Origin of the sequence: Acinetobacter sp. CIP 102129, assembly GCF_000368305.1 — a bacterium.
Classification (GTDB): domain Bacteria; phylum Pseudomonadota; class Gammaproteobacteria; order Pseudomonadales; family Moraxellaceae; genus Acinetobacter; species Acinetobacter parvus.
In genome coordinates, this window is record NZ_KB849340.1 from 217,878 (window position 1) to 236,106 (window position 18,229).

The 18,229-nt window shown below is 43.3% G+C and carries 18 protein-coding genes, 3 tRNA genes and 2 pseudogenes; 11 read left to right on the forward strand and 12 right to left on the reverse strand.

The window, feature by feature from the left end; all coding sequences use genetic code 11:
- The first annotated feature begins 2 nt into the window (after window positions 1-2).
- Entirely contained in the window at window positions 3-854 is an 852-nt protein-coding gene (locus F973_RS05175) for an SAM-dependent methyltransferase (RefSeq protein ID WP_004760472.1), read from the forward strand.
- Between the two features lie 32 nt (window positions 855-886).
- On the opposite strand, the gene F973_RS05180 is transcribed toward F973_RS05175, so the two are convergent.
- The 3 genes and pseudogenes from F973_RS05180 to F973_RS05190 form a co-directional block, all read right to left on the reverse strand.
- Window positions 887-962: transfer RNA gene (locus tag F973_RS05180), tRNA-Thr, on the reverse strand.
- 107 nt (window positions 963-1,069) lie between these two features.
- Window positions 1,070-1,570 (reverse strand): annotated as a pseudogene (locus F973_RS05185) (tyrosine-type recombinase/integrase); the annotation flags it as partial.
- Between the two features lie 183 nt (window positions 1,571-1,753).
- Window positions 1,754-1,843: transfer RNA gene (locus F973_RS05190), tRNA-Ser, on the reverse strand.
- Window positions 1,844-1,963: 120 nt separating this feature from the next.
- Here F973_RS05190 and F973_RS05195 point away from each other — a divergent pair.
- The 3 genes from F973_RS05195 to F973_RS05205 all read left to right on the forward strand — a co-directional run bounded on the left by F973_RS05195 (window position 1,964) and on the right by F973_RS05205 (window position 5,391).
- Window positions 1,964-3,841, forward strand: coding sequence for a potassium transporter Kup (locus tag F973_RS05195; RefSeq protein WP_004760474.1), 1,878 nt, complete (start codon window positions 1,964-1,966; stop codon window positions 3,839-3,841).
- 160 nt (window positions 3,842-4,001) lie between these two features.
- Window positions 4,002-5,075, forward strand: a complete 1,074-nt coding sequence (locus F973_RS05200) for a DNA/RNA non-specific endonuclease (RefSeq protein WP_004760476.1) — start codon at window positions 4,002-4,004, stop codon at window positions 5,073-5,075.
- Between the two features lie 73 nt (window positions 5,076-5,148).
- The gene (locus F973_RS05205) at window positions 5,149-5,391 is read left to right on the forward strand and encodes a hypothetical protein (protein ID WP_004760478.1); all 243 of its coding nucleotides are present in this window, start codon (window positions 5,149-5,151) and stop codon (window positions 5,389-5,391) included.
- A gap of 48 nt (window positions 5,392-5,439) precedes the next feature.
- On the opposite strand, the gene aqpZ is transcribed toward F973_RS05205, so the two are convergent.
- Entirely contained in the window at window positions 5,440-6,129 is a 690-nt protein-coding gene (gene aqpZ / locus F973_RS05210; protein WP_004760479.1) for an aquaporin Z, read from the reverse strand.
- A 153-nt stretch (window positions 6,130-6,282) separates the two neighbouring features.
- On the opposite strand from aqpZ, the gene F973_RS05215 reads away from it, so the two are divergent.
- Window positions 6,283-7,245, forward strand: coding sequence for an IS30 family transposase (locus tag F973_RS05215; protein ID WP_004682288.1), 963 nt, complete (start codon window positions 6,283-6,285; stop codon window positions 7,243-7,245).
- A 135-nt stretch (window positions 7,246-7,380) separates the two neighbouring features.
- On the opposite strand, the gene F973_RS05220 is transcribed toward F973_RS05215, so the two are convergent.
- Window positions 7,381-8,388 (reverse strand): AraC family transcriptional regulator, encoded by a 1,008-nt coding sequence (locus F973_RS05220; RefSeq protein WP_004760481.1) that lies wholly within the window; start codon window positions 8,386-8,388, stop codon window positions 7,381-7,383.
- A gap of 117 nt (window positions 8,389-8,505) precedes the next feature.
- Here F973_RS05220 and F973_RS05225 point away from each other — a divergent pair, with 117 nt between their 5' ends.
- Entirely contained in the window at window positions 8,506-9,150 is a 645-nt protein-coding gene (locus F973_RS05225) for a sterol desaturase family protein (protein WP_004760482.1), read from the forward strand.
- Window positions 9,151-9,593: 443 nt separating this feature from the next.
- On the opposite strand, the gene hisF is transcribed toward F973_RS05225, so the two are convergent.
- Window positions 9,594-10,352, reverse strand: coding sequence for an imidazole glycerol phosphate synthase subunit HisF (gene hisF, locus F973_RS05230; protein WP_004678871.1), 759 nt, complete (start codon window positions 10,350-10,352; stop codon window positions 9,594-9,596).
- A 111-nt stretch (window positions 10,353-10,463) separates the two neighbouring features.
- Between hisF and F973_RS05235 the strand changes: the two genes are divergently transcribed.
- Genes F973_RS05235 through F973_RS05245 form a run of 3 tightly spaced genes read left to right on the forward strand, consistent with a single transcriptional unit; the run spans window position 10,464 to window position 12,459 of the window.
- Entirely contained in the window at window positions 10,464-11,420 is a 957-nt protein-coding gene (locus F973_RS05235; protein WP_004760484.1) for a homoserine kinase, read from the forward strand.
- Window positions 11,421-11,424: 4 nt separating this feature from the next.
- Window positions 11,425-12,042 carry a DUF1294 domain-containing protein gene (locus tag F973_RS05240; RefSeq protein WP_004760485.1) on the forward strand — a complete coding sequence of 206 codons (618 nt, stop codon included), beginning with the start codon at window positions 11,425-11,427 and terminating at the stop codon, window positions 12,040-12,042.
- Window positions 12,043-12,066: 24 nt separating this feature from the next.
- Window positions 12,067-12,459, forward strand: coding sequence for a DUF4870 family protein (locus F973_RS05245; protein ID WP_004760487.1), 393 nt, complete (start codon window positions 12,067-12,069; stop codon window positions 12,457-12,459).
- 96 nt (window positions 12,460-12,555) lie between these two features.
- Here F973_RS05245 and F973_RS05250 read toward each other — a convergent pair whose 3' ends face one another.
- The 5 genes and pseudogenes from F973_RS05250 to hisB all read right to left on the reverse strand — a co-directional run bounded on the left by F973_RS05250 (window position 12,556) and on the right by hisB (window position 15,884).
- Window positions 12,556-13,434 (reverse strand): DMT family transporter, encoded by an 879-nt coding sequence (locus F973_RS05250; RefSeq protein WP_004760488.1) that lies wholly within the window; start codon window positions 13,432-13,434, stop codon window positions 12,556-12,558.
- Between the two features lie 148 nt (window positions 13,435-13,582).
- Window positions 13,583-14,314, reverse strand: a complete 732-nt coding sequence (hisA, locus tag F973_RS05255; RefSeq protein ID WP_004760490.1) for a 1-(5-phosphoribosyl)-5-[(5-phosphoribosylamino)methylideneamino]imidazole-4-carboxamide isomerase — start codon at window positions 14,312-14,314, stop codon at window positions 13,583-13,585.
- Window positions 14,315-14,380: 66 nt separating this feature from the next.
- Window positions 14,381-14,524, reverse strand: a pseudogene (locus F973_RS15660) (3'-5' exonuclease domain-containing protein 2); the annotation flags it as partial.
- 149 nt (window positions 14,525-14,673) lie between these two features.
- The gene (gene hisH / locus F973_RS05260; RefSeq protein ID WP_004760491.1) at window positions 14,674-15,291 is read right to left on the reverse strand and encodes an imidazole glycerol phosphate synthase subunit HisH; all 618 of its coding nucleotides are present in this window, start codon (window positions 15,289-15,291) and stop codon (window positions 14,674-14,676) included.
- Window positions 15,291-15,884: an imidazoleglycerol-phosphate dehydratase HisB gene (gene hisB / locus F973_RS05265; RefSeq protein ID WP_000194096.1), complete on the reverse strand. Its 594-nt coding sequence runs from the start codon at window positions 15,882-15,884 to the stop codon at window positions 15,291-15,293. Before hisB ends, hisH begins: the two co-directional genes overlap by 1 nt.
- A gap of 104 nt (window positions 15,885-15,988) precedes the next feature.
- On the opposite strand from hisB, the gene F973_RS05270 reads away from it, so the two are divergent.
- Window positions 15,989-16,366, forward strand: coding sequence for a GNAT family N-acetyltransferase (locus tag F973_RS05270; RefSeq protein WP_004760493.1), 378 nt, complete (start codon window positions 15,989-15,991; stop codon window positions 16,364-16,366).
- A gap of 108 nt (window positions 16,367-16,474) precedes the next feature.
- Window positions 16,475-16,550: transfer RNA gene (locus tag F973_RS05275), tRNA-Phe, on the forward strand.
- Between the two features lie 107 nt (window positions 16,551-16,657).
- Here F973_RS05275 and F973_RS05280 read toward each other — a convergent pair.
- On the reverse strand, window positions 16,658-18,178 hold the full coding sequence (locus F973_RS05280) for an acetyl-CoA hydrolase/transferase family protein (protein WP_004760495.1): 1,521 nt from the start codon (window positions 18,176-18,178) through the stop codon (window positions 16,658-16,660).
- Window positions 18,179-18,229 lie beyond the last annotated feature (51 nt).

The window sequence follows — 18,229 nt, forward strand, 5'->3', positions numbered from 1 at the left end:
ACATGGCGACTTTTAGACAGGCATTCATCGAAAAAGTCATTGGGCATAAATATGCAATTGATGCCAAACGGCTGGGTGATGATACATTGCTTGCCTGGAGCAATCTGGGGTATTGGCAAGGTCAACAGCATAACTATCCACTGGCATGTCAAAACCTAGCTGATCAGATCGCGGCATCTGTTCAGCTCAAGTCGACAGATCGTGTTTTAGACCTTGGTTGTGGGCAAGGTGCTAGTTTATTGCACTGGCTTAATCATTATCATATTGAACAATTGAGTGCAGTTGAATTACAGAAAGATTACATTCAGCGAATTCAAAAGGAATTGCCACAGGTGCAAAGCATCTGTGGTTCTTTTTTGAATTTAAGGCCGCTGCACTTTTTAAATTTATTTGATGTGGCCGTATGTGTTGATGCTGCGTATCACAGTGAATTGAATTTATTTCTGGATTCAGTTTCTTTTGTTTTGAATGCAAAAGGGCGAATTGCCTTTCATTATTTGATGTGGTCGGATGATTGGCAACATTGTTCCTATCTACACAAACAGCAATATCGCTATCTGTTAAAAGGTGCTGATGTGAGATGGCAGCATTTGATGGACGAGCAGCAGCTTTCTCAAATACTGGTAAAGCGTGGTTTTAAGGACATTATCATTCAGGATTTTTCAGAGCCAGTTTTGAAAGGTTTTGCCCAATATATTGATACACGGTCACCAAGACCAAGGAACAAGGCTTTTGATTTTGCCCAACTCAAAATAGCAATGACGGCCAAGTTGTGCCAAAAACTCTATCAAGATGGTCTGGTGCGTTATGTTCAGGTGAGTGCAGTTAAAAACGAGGTAATAAAAAAGGCTTAAACCTTAAAAGTTTAAGCCTTTCTTGAATTTAATGGTGCCGACACACGGATTCGAACTGTGGACCTACTGATTACAAGTCAGTTGCTCTACCAACTGAGCTATGCCGGCAACGTGGCGTGAATTTTACAGATTCTGTTGAAAAAAACAAGTGAAAAAATAAACAAATGAATTTGATAGTTTAATGGCTTTTAATTGATCAAAATCTATGGGATGAATAAAGGAATCGAACGTTTTGCCATTTCCAATGCACCACGTGCTTCAATTTTTTTTGCACAAATAAGCACATCTTTACCCTTAATTTGATCAATAGGCATATCACCTAATGCAGGGAAAAGGTCTTTTTCAAAGACTGATAGATCACGTAGATAAGTCGTTTCTTTAATGACTGCTTTACGATCTGCCATCCACTCCATCGCAAGGGATTTAAATAGGATGCTTTCATCCGTTTGTTGTAATCGTTGCATTTTCAAAGCATTGGGGTCGATATTCTTATAAAGCTGAACACGTGCTTCATCACGTGTACGACGAGCTTGAGCAAGTGATGTCTCAGGATAGCTCCCAATGGTTAATGTGCTTTCACGGCCATTGAACCGATATTTCAATCTCCAAAACCGTCCACCAGAAGGTGTCACTTCGAGATAAAGCCCTTTTTCATCTGAATAACGTTTTTTCTTTTCAAGTGGTTTGATTCTTCTAACTTGAGCATCTGTCAGCATTTTTCGTCAAATCTTTAAAATTTGGGGGACGAAAAATAGTATAACCAAATTATCCCCCATTTGTCCCCCTGCATCTTCTAAAAGAATCAGAATGGATTGGAACAGATGATAACAATAAAAAAGGCCTAAACCCTTATGGTTTAAGCCTTTCGATATGAATAATAATTTTTTGAAACAGAATCTTGGCGGTGAGAGAGGGATTCGAACCCTCGATACGCGCAAACGTATACACACTTTCCAGGCGTGCTCCTTCAGCCACTCGGACACCTCACCAAGGTGTGCGATAGTAACCAAAAAAAAGCGAGCTGCCAAGTTATTACAGCATAGATTTGCAGAAAAACTTTTTGGCTAGTGATAATATTGCGCTATAACGCTCTATATTGAAGACAATATATGCAAAGTACCGCAAAAAAAGCCGCATTGCCTGCGATGACGCTGGCAGCCTTAGGGGTCGTATTTGGAGACATTGGAACTAGTCCTTTGTACGCTTTGAAAGAATCCTTCCATGCTGCACATGGGCTAGGAATTCAACCTGAAAATGTATTAGGAATCTTGTCGATTATTTTTTGGTGTTTAATGCTGATTATTAGTATTAAATACATCGCGATTGTTATGCGTGCGGATAACAATGGTGAAGGTGGAATCATGGCTCTACTTGCTTTGAATCTACGCAAAGCAAAAATATCCGACAGTAAAAAGATTTATTTAATTGCGATTGGTTTTGTTGGGGCATCGCTATTTTTTGGTGACGGTATTATTACGCCTGCAATCTCAGTACTTTCCGCTGTTGAAGGTCTATCAATTGCAACCAATGTACTTGATCCTTTTATTGTGCCAATTGCAATCGTGATTGTAACGACATTATTTTTAATGCAAAAACACGGAACCGCGTTTGTTGGTAAATTTTTTGGGCCAATTACGTTACTTTGGTTTTTGTCATTAGGGATCTTGGGCGTCATTAGCGTTGTACAAACACCAATCGTACTCGGTATGGTTAGTCCTCATTGGGCAATTCAGTTTATTTTCACTCATCCTGTACAAGCATTTTTTATTATGGGTGCTGTTGTTTTAACGGTCACAGGTGGTGAAGCCTTATATGCAGATATGGGGCATTTTGGACCACGTCCAATTCGTTTCGGTTGGTTTAGTGTCGTTTTGCCTTGCCTTGTATTAAATTATGCTGGACAAGGTGCGCTGTTACTTCGCAATCCTGCGGCGATTGAAAATCCATTCTATTTACTAGTCCCAAGTTGGGCTTTGTACCCAATGATTATCTTGGCAACGATGGCAGCTGTGATTGCATCGCAGGCCGTTATTTCTGGGGTTTTCTCATTAGCACGTCAAGCAATCCAATTGGGTTATTTACCACGTTTAGGCATTAAACATACTTCTGATTCTGAAGAAGGACAAATTTATGTGCCATTTCTGAATTGGTTATTGCTGATTGCGATCGTCATCTTAATTCTAATTTTTAAAACTAGCTCAAACCTCGCAAGTGCTTATGGTTTGGCTGTGACCTTAACCATGTTATGCGACACGATTTTGGTTGCTGTATTCATATACTATGCATGGAAATGGAGCTTACCAAAGGTGATGCTGTTGATTATTCCATTCTTTATTTTGGAATCCGTACTGGTCGCAGCAGCATCATTAAAAATGTTCTCAGGTGGTTGGGTACCGTTATTGATCGGTGCAGTCGCCGTTACGATCTTGATGACGTGGAAACGTGGGCGTGAGCTTACTTTTGCTAAACTTGAACATGACACTCTATCACTCGATTTATTTGTGAAAAGTATTGGGAACAATGTTCATCGGGTACCTGGCGATGCAGTCTTTTTAACAGGAACGCCTAATGTTGTTCCACATGCGATGCTACATAATATTAAGCACAATAAAGTACTACATGAGCGTAATATTTTAGTCACTGTTGTGATTGAAGATGTTCCATTTGTCCCTCAAGAAGAGCGAATTAGTGTTGAAACGTTGAATGAACATTTCTATCGCATCAAAATTTTCTATGGTTTTAAAGATGAACCTAATGTGCCAAAAGCCTTGATTCAAGCTTACGAAGAATTAGGCTTTGAATACGATTTGATGCAAATTAGCTTCTTTATTTCACGTGATCGTATTGTTCATAGTGTGGGAGATGGTATGTCTCCGTGGCGCGAACGCTTATTTATCTCAATGCAACGTAATACTAGCCCTGTGAGTGACTTCTACCAGATTCCGACCAACCGTGTGGTAGAACTGGGTAGCCAGATCGAGATCTAGTGAAAATACAAATAAAAATGGCACTTTCGAGTGCCTTTTTTATTGCCTGCTGATCAAGTGAACAGTTTTGCGACATAAAGTGTCGTTCTAGGCGGTAGCGCAATATACAGCATGCTCCTGAATTGTTAAGCTTCGCGTTCATGTTGATCTTGATGTGGTTATGGCAAAGAAACCAAGCAAAAAGGCTAAAACTCAAGCTAATTTTTTAAGCCAGAATATTGGAAAAATTGTTCTTGCTTTGATCGCAACAGGCAGTTTCGCAATCGCATTTGGTAATGAAAAAATTTCTAAATTAATTCCTTTGCCATCGAGTCATGGGGCTTGTTTAGAACAATTTTATCGAGATGTTCCTCCTTTACTTACAAAAGAAAGTCTAAAAAAAGATAGTTATGCGCTGTGCTTTAACGACTTTAACGTGATGTATTCGGGGGTCTCTAAAACCCCGTTGTGGTCAGCGGAATATCTGACACCTGAACGTTTAAGCATCAAAATTAAACGTGAAGATAGTTTCCATGAGGAAACACGGGTACAGCTTGCGCATCGTGCTTTGTTATCGGACTATCGTGGTTCTGGTTATGATCGTGGGCATATGGCACCCAACGGAGATATGAACAATACCGCAGCGCAGCAGGATAGCTTTTCTTTAGCTAATATGGTGCCACAGGCCCCTAAAAATAATCAGGAAGTCTGGCGTAAGCTGGAGGAGGCCGTGCGCGCGATTGTGACCAAACAGCATAGGGATGCCTATATTGTCACAGGTCCCGTGTTTGAGGGAAAGCGGCTCAAAACCATTGGGAATGGCGTGATTGTGCCAACGGCCGTGTATAAGGCGGTGTATCTGCCCAAACAGGGCATTATTGGTGCGTATTACGCGCCGAATAATGATTCGCTACAGGTTAAAGTCGTAAGTGTGTGCTATCTAGAAGAGAAACTAGGAATTAATTTATTCCCGCAGCTTACAGAACAACAAAAGCGTAATATTTATCAATTACCGACATCAGCACAACAGGTTAAAGCCAATAAAGACATTAGCTATGTCAAATGGGATGGGCAAAGTCAGTGTGCAGAAGAGGCAACAACAGAAAGTATTCAAGCGCAACAACAGCAATTTGCTTCAGGGCAATCACAGTCCACTGAAAGTAAGTTACCGCAAGTAGATGAAGAAACCAAACAGGCTTTAATCAAGCAATTGATTGAAGCATTGGTTCAGTTTTTTTTACAATTATTGCGATAATATCGCAGCTATCCTAAAGTGATTATGCTTAACTCAAATAGGCTAAAACAGAAAAGAACAACGAGAGGAAAAGATGTTTAAACCTTTTGAACAGGGCGATCAGTCTTCGGCAATTTACGATCTGACTTTGGAAAATCAAGTGGACTGTGTCAGTTTATATGGCAACTTACAAATTACCAAAGATCAAGCAGGTTTGAAAACAGCCAAAGCATTACAAAATTTTATCAATGATGTGGTGGCAGCATTAGAAAAACAAAACCTACCTGAACAGATTGAACGAAAGATTGAGCGAGAAATTGAAAACCCATTTTTGTAAATGAAAACAGCCTTTTGAAAAGGCTGTTTTTTTTATGGGAATGTGAGCTTAGCTTTTCTCGTTGCCGACCACTTTATAAATAAGTGCTCCAATGATTGCCCCAATAATAGGTGCAACCCAGAATAACCATAATTGGCTTAGTGCCGCAGTTTCAGCAAAAAGTGCTACCGCTGTACTACGTGCAGGGTTTACTGATGTATTGGTTACAGGGATACTAATTAAGTGAATCAATGTTAATGCTAAACCGATCGCAATCGGTGCGAAACCAGCAGGCGCACGACGATCAGTTGATCCTAAAATCACAATCAGGAAAAATGCAGTCAGTACCACTTCAATTAAAAAAGCGGAGATTAAAGAAAAATGGTTAGGTGATAAATCCCCATAGCCATTACTTGCAAAGCCGCCAGTACCAGCAAAGCCTACTTGACCCTGCACAATAACGTAAAGTACCAAGGCTGCGATTGTTCCACCAATCACTTGAGAAATAATATAAGGTGCTAATTCTTTGGCTTCAAAGCGTCCACCAACCCATAAGCCTACACTGACAGCAGGGTTAAAGTGCCCCCCTGAAATATGACCAAATGCATAAGCACCCGTTAAAACAGTTAGACCAAAAGCAAGTGCCACACCTAAGAAGCCGATCCCAAGCTCTGGAAATGCGGCGGCAAGCACAGCGCTACCACAACCACCAAAAACTAGCCAAAAGGTCCCCAGAAATTCTGCTAAATATTTGTTCATTGTTATCACCCGATTCGTTATAAAAATAAAAAAGTATGCATCCAAGAATCGCAGATTCAAATCCCAAGTGCAACACATTTGTAGTTAGTTGAAAAAGTTAGGTGTATTCATAGAATCATTAGACTTTTTCAACTCGCAATTGGAAAGCACACAATGAAGAAATACACCCAACTTTCTCAAGATGAAAGATACGAAATTTATGCTACTTTGAAAAGTAAAAGTTCAATCGCTACCCTTGCTCGGGAGTTAGGACGTTCACGATCAACCATCTACCGTGAATTAAAAAGAAATACTGGGCAACGTGGATATAGAGCTCAACAGGCAGCTAAATTTGCAAGTCAAAGACGGTACCGTCCTTCATCATCAATGACAGCATTTGCCTTCGCTTATATTGATTATTTGATTGGTTTGGACTGGTCACCCGAACAAATTTCAGGTGCTTTAACACAACGCGGTTGGCTGGATGTACCTTCACATGAGTGGATTTACCAGTACATTTATCAAGATAAATCAAAAGGTGGTAAACTTCATCTACACTTAAGGCATCAGAAGAAATATCGAAAACGCGGTTACAAAAACACGGATCGTAGGGGTCAAATCATTGATAAAACAAGTATTCACTGCCGAGACCAGGTCATTGATCAACGACAACGTTTAGGAGATTTCGAAGGTGACACGGTGATTGGTAAACATCATAAAGGTGCTTTATTGACTCTCGTTGATCGAAAGAGCCTGTATGTACATATTGTTCATTTAGGGCCAACGAGAGCATCCTCTCAAACGATTACTTGTGCACTAGATCGTTTACAAATGAGCCATGCTTATAGTGTGACATTTGATAATGGCAAAGAATTTTCCGAACACAAAAGAATTACTGATGCTGGCATAGAGACGTATTTTGCTGATCCTTACAAGTCTATTCAGCGAGCTAGAAATGAAAATACGAATGGTTTAATCCGTCAATATCTGCCAAAATCATCATCGTTTGATGACGTGTCAAAGGAACAAATAGAGCAGATAGAATTTGCACTCAACCATCGTCCTAGAAAAACCCTAGGTTGGTATACACCGAGTGAAGTTATGGCTGGTTTTTATACTGTTGCACTTGCCGCTTGAATCCGCCAATTTATTATGGATATATTTAAGCTCTATGAATAAATGTGAATTAATTCACAAAACTGCATACGCTCTTGTATAAATGCTGTAAAAAAAATGATCTGTTGTGAAAGCGTTAGTTTGTCTCTAGTTTTATTAAGAATTGTAAGTTGTGTTGTTGTTTCGCCACTGCTGCGGGGTTTGATTGGTCCAAATTTTAAATGCACGTTGAAAAGCACTTTGTTCAGAATAGCAAAGTAGCAATGCGATTTCTTGTAGGCTCAGATGCGGATCTTTTAAGTATTCGGTTGCCAACATAAAGCGAATCTGTTGTACCCGTTCCTGAAAGGTGGTGTTTTGCTGTTGTAAGTGACGTTGTAATTGTCTTACCGATAACCCTAATTTTTCGGCAATAAAATCGATTTGATATTGGTTTTTCTGTAATCCTGTCAAAATGGCATGTTGCAGACGTTGATCAAGTTGGGTGGAATTTGGCAGCTTGTCCAATAATGCTTGGGCTTGTTGTAATAACAGTTGTTGTAAGGTGTGATCACCTGTTTTTAATGGTTTAAAAGCCTCAGTAACGGGTAGGAGTAGTTGAGTTTTTGGCTGATCAAATCGGACTTTACAGCGAAAATATTGCTCATAAACGCTGATATTCTTCGGCGCAACATTCACAAAATGGACTTCATGCAGATTGATGTTTTCACCTGACATAAATAACTTGAGGAATTGCACCATTAAGGCAATTGCAATTTCATCCGTTAACTGGGTTGGGTGGGGTTCGGGAGCTTCCCATCGGATTGAAGCATAAGGATGGTTAAATTCGACCAGTAGCGGGCTGCCATCATAAATAAGACGGTGAAAGTCCTGGTAGCGTGCCATGGCCTCACCCAGATTTTCACAGGACAGGGCTAGGTAGGCGATAATTCCCAAATGCTTGGGTTGGACATATGCGGCAATTTCCAGTCCCAAACCTGTCCGTGGATGGAGACGGTTTAAGTCTTCAAGCAGGTCGCGCCAGATCACGTAATCAAAGCGCTCTAGGTTCTGAACCTGTTGTAATTGTCCAGGTATTTCTATACCTTTCGCCTCACAGTAGGCTTTTAGCAGGTGTCCTAAACCACCATAAACCGAGCCTGTATAATTCTTGAGTTGAGACATCCTGTCTGTTCCCCAGTTTGTCGTGTTTTGTCAATACAAATATAGCGCATCGTCAATACTTCGCCTACAAAAATTTATATCTTTAATAAAAATAAGGAAACATTGGGAGACTACTGCATGTTAAAGGGTTTTGTTGCAGGTTTGGTGATTGCAAACGGTTTTGAATGGTTTGCCCATAAATATCTACTGCATGGGGTTCACCGTAAAGGCAAGCCACGTTTCAGCCCAACGCCAAAACAGATGGAATCACACTGGGCACACCACCGTGAAGTGCGCAAGCAGGGGTTTTCTGACGACTGTTACGTCGAGGGTCTGGACAACTGGCGTACCCGTAACGAACTGATTGCATTGGCTGCGGTTGCAACCGTGTCCAGTGCGGCAGCCTATCCATTTTCAAAAGGGATGGCGTTGTCATTTTGGTATTGTGCAGGCAATTATTATTATGTGCATCGCCGCTCGCATTTAGAGCCAGAATGGGCAAGAAAACGTATTCCCTGGCATTATGATCATCACATGAACTCAAATCAGGATGCCAACTGGGGGGTTACTCGTCCGTGGTTTGACTACATCATGGGAACGCGTGTGGTGTCATCGGCGGACTTAAAGGAGGCCAATCCACTTGGTCTGCCATTGCCACAGTCTGTTTCCAGAACTTTGGGTAACGCAATCGAATCGGTTTTTCCTGCAAAGTGGGTGGAGCATAAGCCAAAACTGGTGCAGCCTGTTGTAGTTGAGGAAGAACAAACAGAATCGGTGGCTTAACAGCAGATCGGCAAGTGCGAAAGAGACGTTGCCATTTTGACATTTATAACTACAGGACAGGAGGGCTTGTCGTGAATTGTCAAAAAAATCTGGTTTTAATGTCAATATTTTTGTGCATTATCCCGCTATCTTAGCTCAAGCATTGAAGATGCTCAGAATTTACTCAAAATGGCTATATTTTCTTTTACCCTCTAGCGTTGAATAAACGCATTTTTCCATACCTTGCTTAGGCAAGGTATTTTTTTGCCTACTCGTTTTGCAGGCTTAAACCTGTGAGCAGGTGACGTTCATCACTATCTTTAGATTTTAGTGAATATTGAAAACAGAAAAAACATGCAACTTGCAAAAGTCAAAATAACAGTCCAGAGTAAAGTATCATACATATTTTTATTCTTTTAAAAATTAAGGCGTAACCCAAAACCCAGCTACGCCTATGATAGGGCTTACAAACGCATTTCAATGCCTTGTTCAGCCAGATATTGTTTGGCTTCTGGAATGGTGTGCTGGCCAAAGTGGAAAATAGATGCTGCTAATACGGCATCCGCACCGCCTTTTAATATCCCATCCGCTAAATGCTGTAGGCTTCCAACACCACCTGAAGCAATGGTTGGAATGCTGACACGATCATTGATTTGACGCATTAAGGCGATGTCATAACCTGCTTTGGTGCCATCGGCATCCATACTGGTTACCAGCAGTTCGCCCGCACCGAAGTCCGCCATTTTGACAGCCCATTCAATCGCATCAATCCCAGTCGGTTTACGACCGCCGTGGGTAAAGATTTCCCACTTATTTTCGCCAGTTTTTTTCGCATCAATGGCAACCACGATACATTGTGCGCCAAAACGCTGTGAGGCTTCCTGCACAAACTCAGGGGTAAACACCGCAGCCGAGTTGATGCTAACCTTGTCGGCACCTGCGTTCAGTAGTAAACGGATGTCCTCAACCTTACGCACGCCACCACCCACAGTTAAAGGCACGAACACGCTTTCCGCCATCCGCTCCACCGTACGGTAGGTGGTGTCCCGTCCATGATGGGTGGCGGTAATATCTAAAAAGGTAATTTCATCGGCGCCTTGTTCGTTGTAGCGACGCGCAACCTCAACAGGGTCACCTGCGTCACGAATATCAAGGAATTGAACGCCTTTAACAACTCGGCCATTATCAACATCCAAGCAAGGGATAATACGTTTTGCGAGCATAAAATTTTCCAAAAAATCGCCAAGAGAGAAAGGAGACCGACTCTGGTGCTACACCTTCATGGAGGGAACGGGTATTCTATCAAAATCAGAGTGATATTTTGCAGGTTTTCCATGTCGGTTTATACCCCGTTGAGTTTAGAAGAAGTGCAGGCATTTGCCGAGCCTTATGGTTTGGCGGTGATTGACCTGATTCCAATCCAGGGCGGTATTCAAAACACCAACTTTTTTTTGGTGGATCATACACAGAAACAGTATGTTTTAACGGTTTTTGAGGAACTGGATGCCGAGGGGGCGGGGGAACTGGTGCCTGTGCTGGACTGTTTGGGGCAGGCAGGCGTACCTGTCGCGGTGCCGTTGAAACATCACGGTCAGGCCATCCATAGTATTGCAGGCAAACCTGCCCAGATCGCGCCACGTTTAATGGGTGAGCATCCTGAGCAGGCCAGCATTGAGCAGGTGCAGGCGATTGCGCAGGCGCAGGCCAAACTGCATCTGGCCTTGCAGGATTTTCCATTACAACGTGATTTTAACCGCAATCATGCCTATTGGTCAGAGGTTGCCAGCCAACTACGCCCCAAGATGCCCCTAGCAGACCAACAACTTTTAGATCAGGTATTTCAGCTATTTGAGGTGATTAGTCAGGAATATCCAGATCGGCCAACAGGCTTTATTCACTCAGATTTATTTCGGGATAACACCCTGTTTGAGGGCAGTCAACTCAACGGTATCCTCGATTTTTATGAGCTTAATCAGGATGAATGGTTGTTTGATATTGCCATTAGCATCAATGATTTCTGTACCAGTTATCCGCAGGCACATTTGGATATGGAAAAAGCAGAGACATTCCTCACCGCCTATCAACAAGTGCGCCCACTGACACAAGATGAGTTAGCTTGTTTAGATATTTTCTTAGCAATGGCGGCCTGCCGTTTTTGGTGTATGCGTTTGCAGGTAGCCCAGAAGAATGCCGAGCAGGGGCGCACAGGGGAGGATATTTTGCAAAAAGACCCGATAGAAATGCGTATGATGCTACAAGACCGTTTACAACAAGTGTTAGGTTTAGGATAGGAATATGCGAGATCAGGGACGTTTGGTGGAATGGTTTGATGACAAGGGCTATGGCTTTATTCAACCTCATGATACACATAAAGATCGTGTTTTTATCCATATCAAAGACTTTGCTCGTACAGGGCCACGCCCGATAGTGGGCTGTGCGCTGGAATATACCGTGATTCTGGATGAGCGGGGTCGTTATCGCGCTCAGCAAGCAACTTATTTAAAAGCATCACAAGTAATTGAACACCGCAGCAAACCTGCTCAGCCGACATCTGCCAAGCGTTGGTCGGCGATGCAGGTGGGTATTGTGATTTATATCGTTTTTATGCTGGTTGCAGGTTTTAGCAAGTTGCTACCACCTTATACGCTACTGTTTGTCAGCCTGATGAATGTCCTGAGCTATTGGCTGTATGCACAGGATAAAGAAGCGGCACAATTGGGGAATCGACGTATTCCAGAGCAGACTTTGCATATCGTGGATTCTTTAGGTGGTTGGTGTGGAGGGTGGCTTGCACAACAAAAATTGCGACATAAAACACAAAAACAACCATTTCGTAAGATTTATTTCTGTAGCATAATCTTTCATATATTGTTGATATGCTGGTTAATTTCGCCGCTCAATGTCTTTTATTGAGGGCGTGTCTGGAGATAAATAAAAATGAATTATTCCGTTGATCAAGACCCGAACCGTACTTTAACGCTGGTTCTTTACGTGCTTTATATTGTTGCGATTTTTTCTGGCGGTTTACTGGCCGTCATAGCCCTCATCATTAACTATGTCAAACGTGGTGATGTGCAGGGCTCAATCTTTGAAAGCCACTTTACCTGGCAGATCCGTACATTCTGGTGGTATCTGGCCTGGAACATCATCGCCTTTATTCCATTCTTCTTGCTATTCTTTACAGGGGACAATGCCAATGCATTTGCTGGCGTGGCGCTCTCTGGTACGGTATTTTGTGTACTGGTGATTTTTGCCGCGTGGGTCTGGATTGTTTATCGGGCAATTCGTGGTTTAATCGCATTGAATGATAATAAACCCATGTACCAATAAAATAGGATAAAGCATGATTATTGAGCATGTGCATTCGTGTATGTTAATCAAAAAGAAAGAGTCATCAGCAGCATAGAGCGCTTTTTAGCGCTCTTTTTATTTGGGCTTGTTCCATTTTAACTCACTGACCAACACCCCCAGAACCACCATTAAACCTCCCATCAAGGCCAGTAAAGGTAGTCGCTCACCCGCAATCCGCCCAAATAAACCTGCCCAGACAGGTTCACCTGCATAGATGATTGCGGCACGGGTTGGATCAACCATACGCTGTGCCCAGTTCATCACGAACTGAATCAGGGCACTGGCTAAACCTAGAGCCACAGCAATCATCAGTAGCGCCCATGAAAATTCAGGAATCTTGTGTTCACCCACCATCGGCATACTGGCAAAGGAGAGGAGTGAGGCAACGGCAAGCTGAACCACCGTAACCCGTCTGAGATTGACCTTTCCAGCAAAATAACCAATCAAGATAATTTCCAGGGCAATCACAAAGGCACAGATCAGGGTCAGCACCTGCCCGTAATTGAGGTGAATACCTGAGAAACCATTTCCTGTTAAAAGTACCAGACCTGTAAATGCCAGTGCTGTGCCCACCCAAGTCATTAAACTGGGGCGTTTCTGGAAAATAACCCACATCAGGATGGGTACCAGTGGAACGTACAGGGCAGTAAGAAAGGCCGATTCACTGCTGAGAATGGTCTGTAGGGCAATGGTTTGTGTGCCATAACCAATTGCGATGACCACACCAATTGCGCTGCCTGCCAGTGTTTCCTTTAGGGTTAACCCGCGAATGGAATTGATCGAGATCAGTAGGATGGCCAAGGCCGCGACAGCAAAACGACAGCCGACAAAAAACATCGGGCTACTAAAATTCAGGGCGTATTGCACTGCCAGAAATGTGCTGCCCCAGATCATGGTAATAAAAATAAGCGCAAACTGGGCAGCTCTGGGAGAGGAGGCGAGATGGGTTGGCATGGTGTAAAAACAGTAAAAATCAACTTTATATTGTGTATAAACTGATAGCGTCTATGCAAGAGAAATCATCTGTTCCAGTATGGATCAGGCAATTTATTCAACTCACAAATAAAAAAAGAGCCTGACCGCTCTTCTTTTAGTGCTTTGTTTAGAGGCGATCTTCATCCAGTAATAACTGAGCCTCACGCAGATTCAAGGTACCCTCATAAATTGCACGGCCTGTAATTGCGCCTAAAATACCTTTCTGGCCTTTCAGGTTGCGGACATCATCAAGGTTGGTCACGCCGCCTGAAGCAATCACAGGTAGGCCTGAGTATTCCGCTAAACTCACGGTTTGCTCAACGTTGACACCTTGCATCATGCCATCACGTGCAATGTCGGTATACACGATGCTGGAAACCCCTGCATCTGCGAAACGCTTGGCCAGATCAGTTGCCTTGACATCGGTCACATTGGCCCAGCCATCGGTTGCGACCATACCGTTGATGGCATCAATACCAACAATGATATGACCTGCAAAGCGTTTGCATGCCTCTTCCACAAACTCAGGCTCTTTCACCGCTTTGGTGCCAATAATCACAAATGACACGCCAGCTTCTAAATAATGCTCGATGGTTTCCAGGGAACGGATACCGCCACCGATCTGGATTGGAAGCTCAGGCTGGGCGCGGGCAATCGCCTCAACCACAGGTTTATGAATGGGCGTGCCTGCAAAAGCACCATTCAAATCCACTAAATGTAAACGACGTGCGCCTTCATCAACCCAGTGTTGTGCAGTTGCGACAGGATCATCAGAGAAAACGGTATCGTCTTCCATACGTCCTTGTTTTAAACGAACACATTTACCATCTTTCAGGTCAATTGCAGGGATGATTAGCATGCTTTCGCTCCTAGCGTCATCATAAAGTTTAAATTGGCTACATATTAGCAAAGTATTGGGCGATCTCTAAGTCTTGGATACTGAATCATCCAGTATTCTATTAATTTGTTGCTGGAGTTGTGGGCTGAGTAACTGCTGTGTATAAAGATGGCCAAAGATCAGCAGGGCTGCATAGGCATCTGCCGCCGCAAAGGCGATTTGTTTGTTGCTGCATTTCCATTTTCATTGAAACTTGATTGATGGGTGAAGCTTAAACACTTTTGCACACATGAAAAAGCCAAGTGAAAAAACTTGGCTTTTTCATGATGGAAAATCGTTATTCAGCGTATTGCTGCTGTTCCATTGATATTTGATTTAACTTAAATTTTCCATTCCACAAAGTTTTTTAACAACTGTAAACCAGCGGTATGACTTTTCTCTGGATGGAACTGGGTTGCGAACAGGTTGTCCTTATGAATCGCAGTACAGAAGTTCACGCCATAATCACAGGTTGCCGCCGTTATCGCTGAATCTTTTGGCTCAACATAATAACTATGCACAAAATAGAAACGTGCGTCCTGCTCAATGTTGTTCCACATCGGATGATCTGGATCAAGCTGGTGAACCTGATTCCAGCCCATGTGTGGTACTTTTAAATGTGGAATTTCAGGGAAGTGTTTCACTACACCATCAAAAATACCGAGTGCATCCACGCCACCATTTTCTTCCGAACTTTGCAGTAGGGCTTGCATGCCAACACAAATCGCAAGAACAGGTTTATTGAAAGCTGCCTGACGCACCACCTCATCAATGCCTGCCTCATGCATACCCTGCATACAGTCACGCATTGCACCAACACCTGGAAAAACAATCTTATCCGCTTTGGCAATCAGCTTTGGATCATTGGTGACATCAACCGTTGCACCCACATGCTCCAGCGCTTTTGCCGCAGAGTGCAGGTTGCCCATACCATAGTCAAGTAATGCAATGCGAGTCATTACAGACTCCCCTTGGTAGATGCAATGGTATTTTCGGCACGTGGATCGATTTCACAGGCCATACGCAATGCGCGAGCCAATGCCTTAAACACACTTTCGATCTGGTGATGGCTATTCTTACCCTTTAGATTGTCGATATGCAGGGTCATTAACGCATGGTTGACAAAACCTTGGAAAAACTCAGAGAACAAATCGACATCAAACGTGCCGATACGAGCGCGAGTGAATGGAATATCCATAAATAAACCTGGACGACCAGATAGGTCAACAACAACACGAGACAGTGCCTCATCGAGTGGCGCATAAAAATGCCCATAACGACGCAAGCCCTTTTTATCACCTAAAGCTTGCGCAAAGGCTTGTCCCAGCGTGATTCCACAGTCTTCTACGGTGTGGTGATCATCAATTTCAAGGTCACCATCGCAATGAATGTCGATATCAAATAGACCATGGCGCTTGATTTGATCAATCATATGGTCTAAAAATGGAACTCCAGTGTTGAGGGTGCCTTGACCAGTACCATCGAGATTGAGACGAACTCGAATTTTGGTTTCGTTGGTATTTCTTACCACTTCACTGATACGTTGCGTCATGGACACGTTCCTCAAAAAACGTCAAAAATGATTGAATTAAAAACCGATAGTTTCGCTGTGACGAAAAAGTGACAGCATCATAGTTTGCTCAGGAGGGTTAATCAATGCCTATTACCGTACATGCTTATCGTTCTCTAGATAATCTAGGGATTCGTACCCAGCTAGAGCGACTTTATGACACCAGCCCAGAGTTTGGTGATGGGCAAGATGCAATGCAGCAACTTGAACAAGATCTGCAACAATATACCACAGTTTACACCGCTGAATTTAACACCAAAATTATAGGTGCAATTTGGTCAACAGGACAAGGTGAAAGCCGTGTGCTGGAATATATTGTGGTTCACCCTGCCAATCGTGGACGCGGCGTGGCGGAGCGTCTGGTTGAGGAGGTTTGCCGCATTGAAGAGGAGCAGGGCGTGAAGCAGTTTGAGCCAGGCTGTGGCGCGATTCACCGTTGCCTGTCGCATCTGGGCAAGATCTAGCTGAAAATAGATTCCTGTTCAGTATTGTAGCAAAATTAAACAGTTAATAGAAAAATCCACAAATTGACTTGACGGATTTTGACAAACATTGTTTAATATGCCCACTTTGGCGCGATAGCTCAGTCGGTAGAGCAACGGATTGAAAATCCGTGTGTCCCCAGTTCGATCCTGGGTCCCGCCACCATATTCAAAAAGCCCCAAACAAAAGTTTGGGGCTTTTTTTATAATCTAAGAGTGACAATAAAAAGCCAGCTTTCAAGCTGGCAATTATTCTATTGACTTAATGATAAATTAAGCTGATTTAGCAACCTCAATATTACTAACCAGCATATGGCCTGTTTCTTCAAAGTTTGCATGCCAAGACAGCGCTTCACGAAGCAGGTGAGGTGTATGTCCACCACGTTCACAGGCACGCTCAAAATAGTCCTGAAGTGCGTTACGGTAAAGCGGATGTACACAATTCTCAATGATCACTTTGGCACGTTCACGAGGTGCCAGACCACGTAAATCTGCTAGTCCAATTTCAGTCACCAAAATATCCACATCATGCTCGTTGTGGTCAACATGGCTGACCATTGGCACGATAGAGGAAATATCACCACCCTTGGCAATCGACTTGGTTACGAAGATGGCCAAATGTGCATTACGGGCAAAGTCACCTGAACCGCCGATCCCATTCATCATTTTAGTGCCGCAAACGTGTGTTGAGTTCACATTGCCGTAGATATCAAACTCAAGTGCGGTATTGATACCAATGATGCCTAAACGGCGAACCAGTTCAGGGTGGTTGGACATTTCCTGTGTACGCAACACCAGCTTGTCACGATATGCTTCAATATTGCCAAACACCTTTTCGCCATATTTCTGTGACAGGGTGATGGAGCAGCCTGACGCAAATTTCATTTTTCCAGCATCAATCAATTCAAAAGTACAGTCCTGCAAGACTTCTGAATACATCACCAGATCTTCAAAAGGAGAATCTTTTAAGCCCGTCAGTACCGCATTGGCAATCGAACCAATACCTGCCTGTAAAGGTCCTAGGTTTTTCGGTAAACGGCCCTCAGCCACTTCTTTTTCAAAAAAGGCGATCAGGTGATTGGCAATTCCTTGAGTCTCGTCATCTGGCGGGGTGACGGTTGATGGCGAATCCAGCAGGGTGTCATTGAATACAATACCGACAATTTTGGCAGGGTCGATATTGATGGCTGTACTTCCCATACGCTCATCCACCTTGGTCAATGGAATTGGCTGGCGTGTTGGGCGATAGGTCGGAATGTAGATGTCATGCAGGCCTTCAAAGGCGGTGCTGGTGTTGGTATTGATTTCAACAATAACTTTTTCAGCAAAAATCGCAAAGCTGGCCGAGTTGCCCACCGATGTGGTTGGAATGATGCCACCGTCTTCAGTAATCGCCACTGCCTCAATCACCGCAATATCTGGCTTTTTCAATTGCAGGTTACGCATGTGCTCTACAGTTTCGGACAGATGCTGGTCAACAAACATCACTTCGCCGTTGTTGATGGCACGGCGTAGGGTATTGTCCACCTGAAATGGCATGCGGCGTGCTAACACACCTGCTTCAGTGAGCTGTTTATCGAGGTCATTGCCCAGGCTTGCCCCTGTAATTAACGTGATTTTTAACGGATTTTTCTTGGCACGTTCAGCAAGTGCCTGAGGAACGGCTTTCGCTTCGCCTGCGCGGGTAAAACCACTCATACCCACGGTCATGTCATTTTCAATAAAGCTGGCAGCCTGCTCGGCACTCATCACTTTGTCATGCAGTGAGGCAAGGCGAATACGATCTAGAGACATCATCCATTCTCAATTTTGATTTTCATTGGATATGGATTTTAGCGCTAAAAC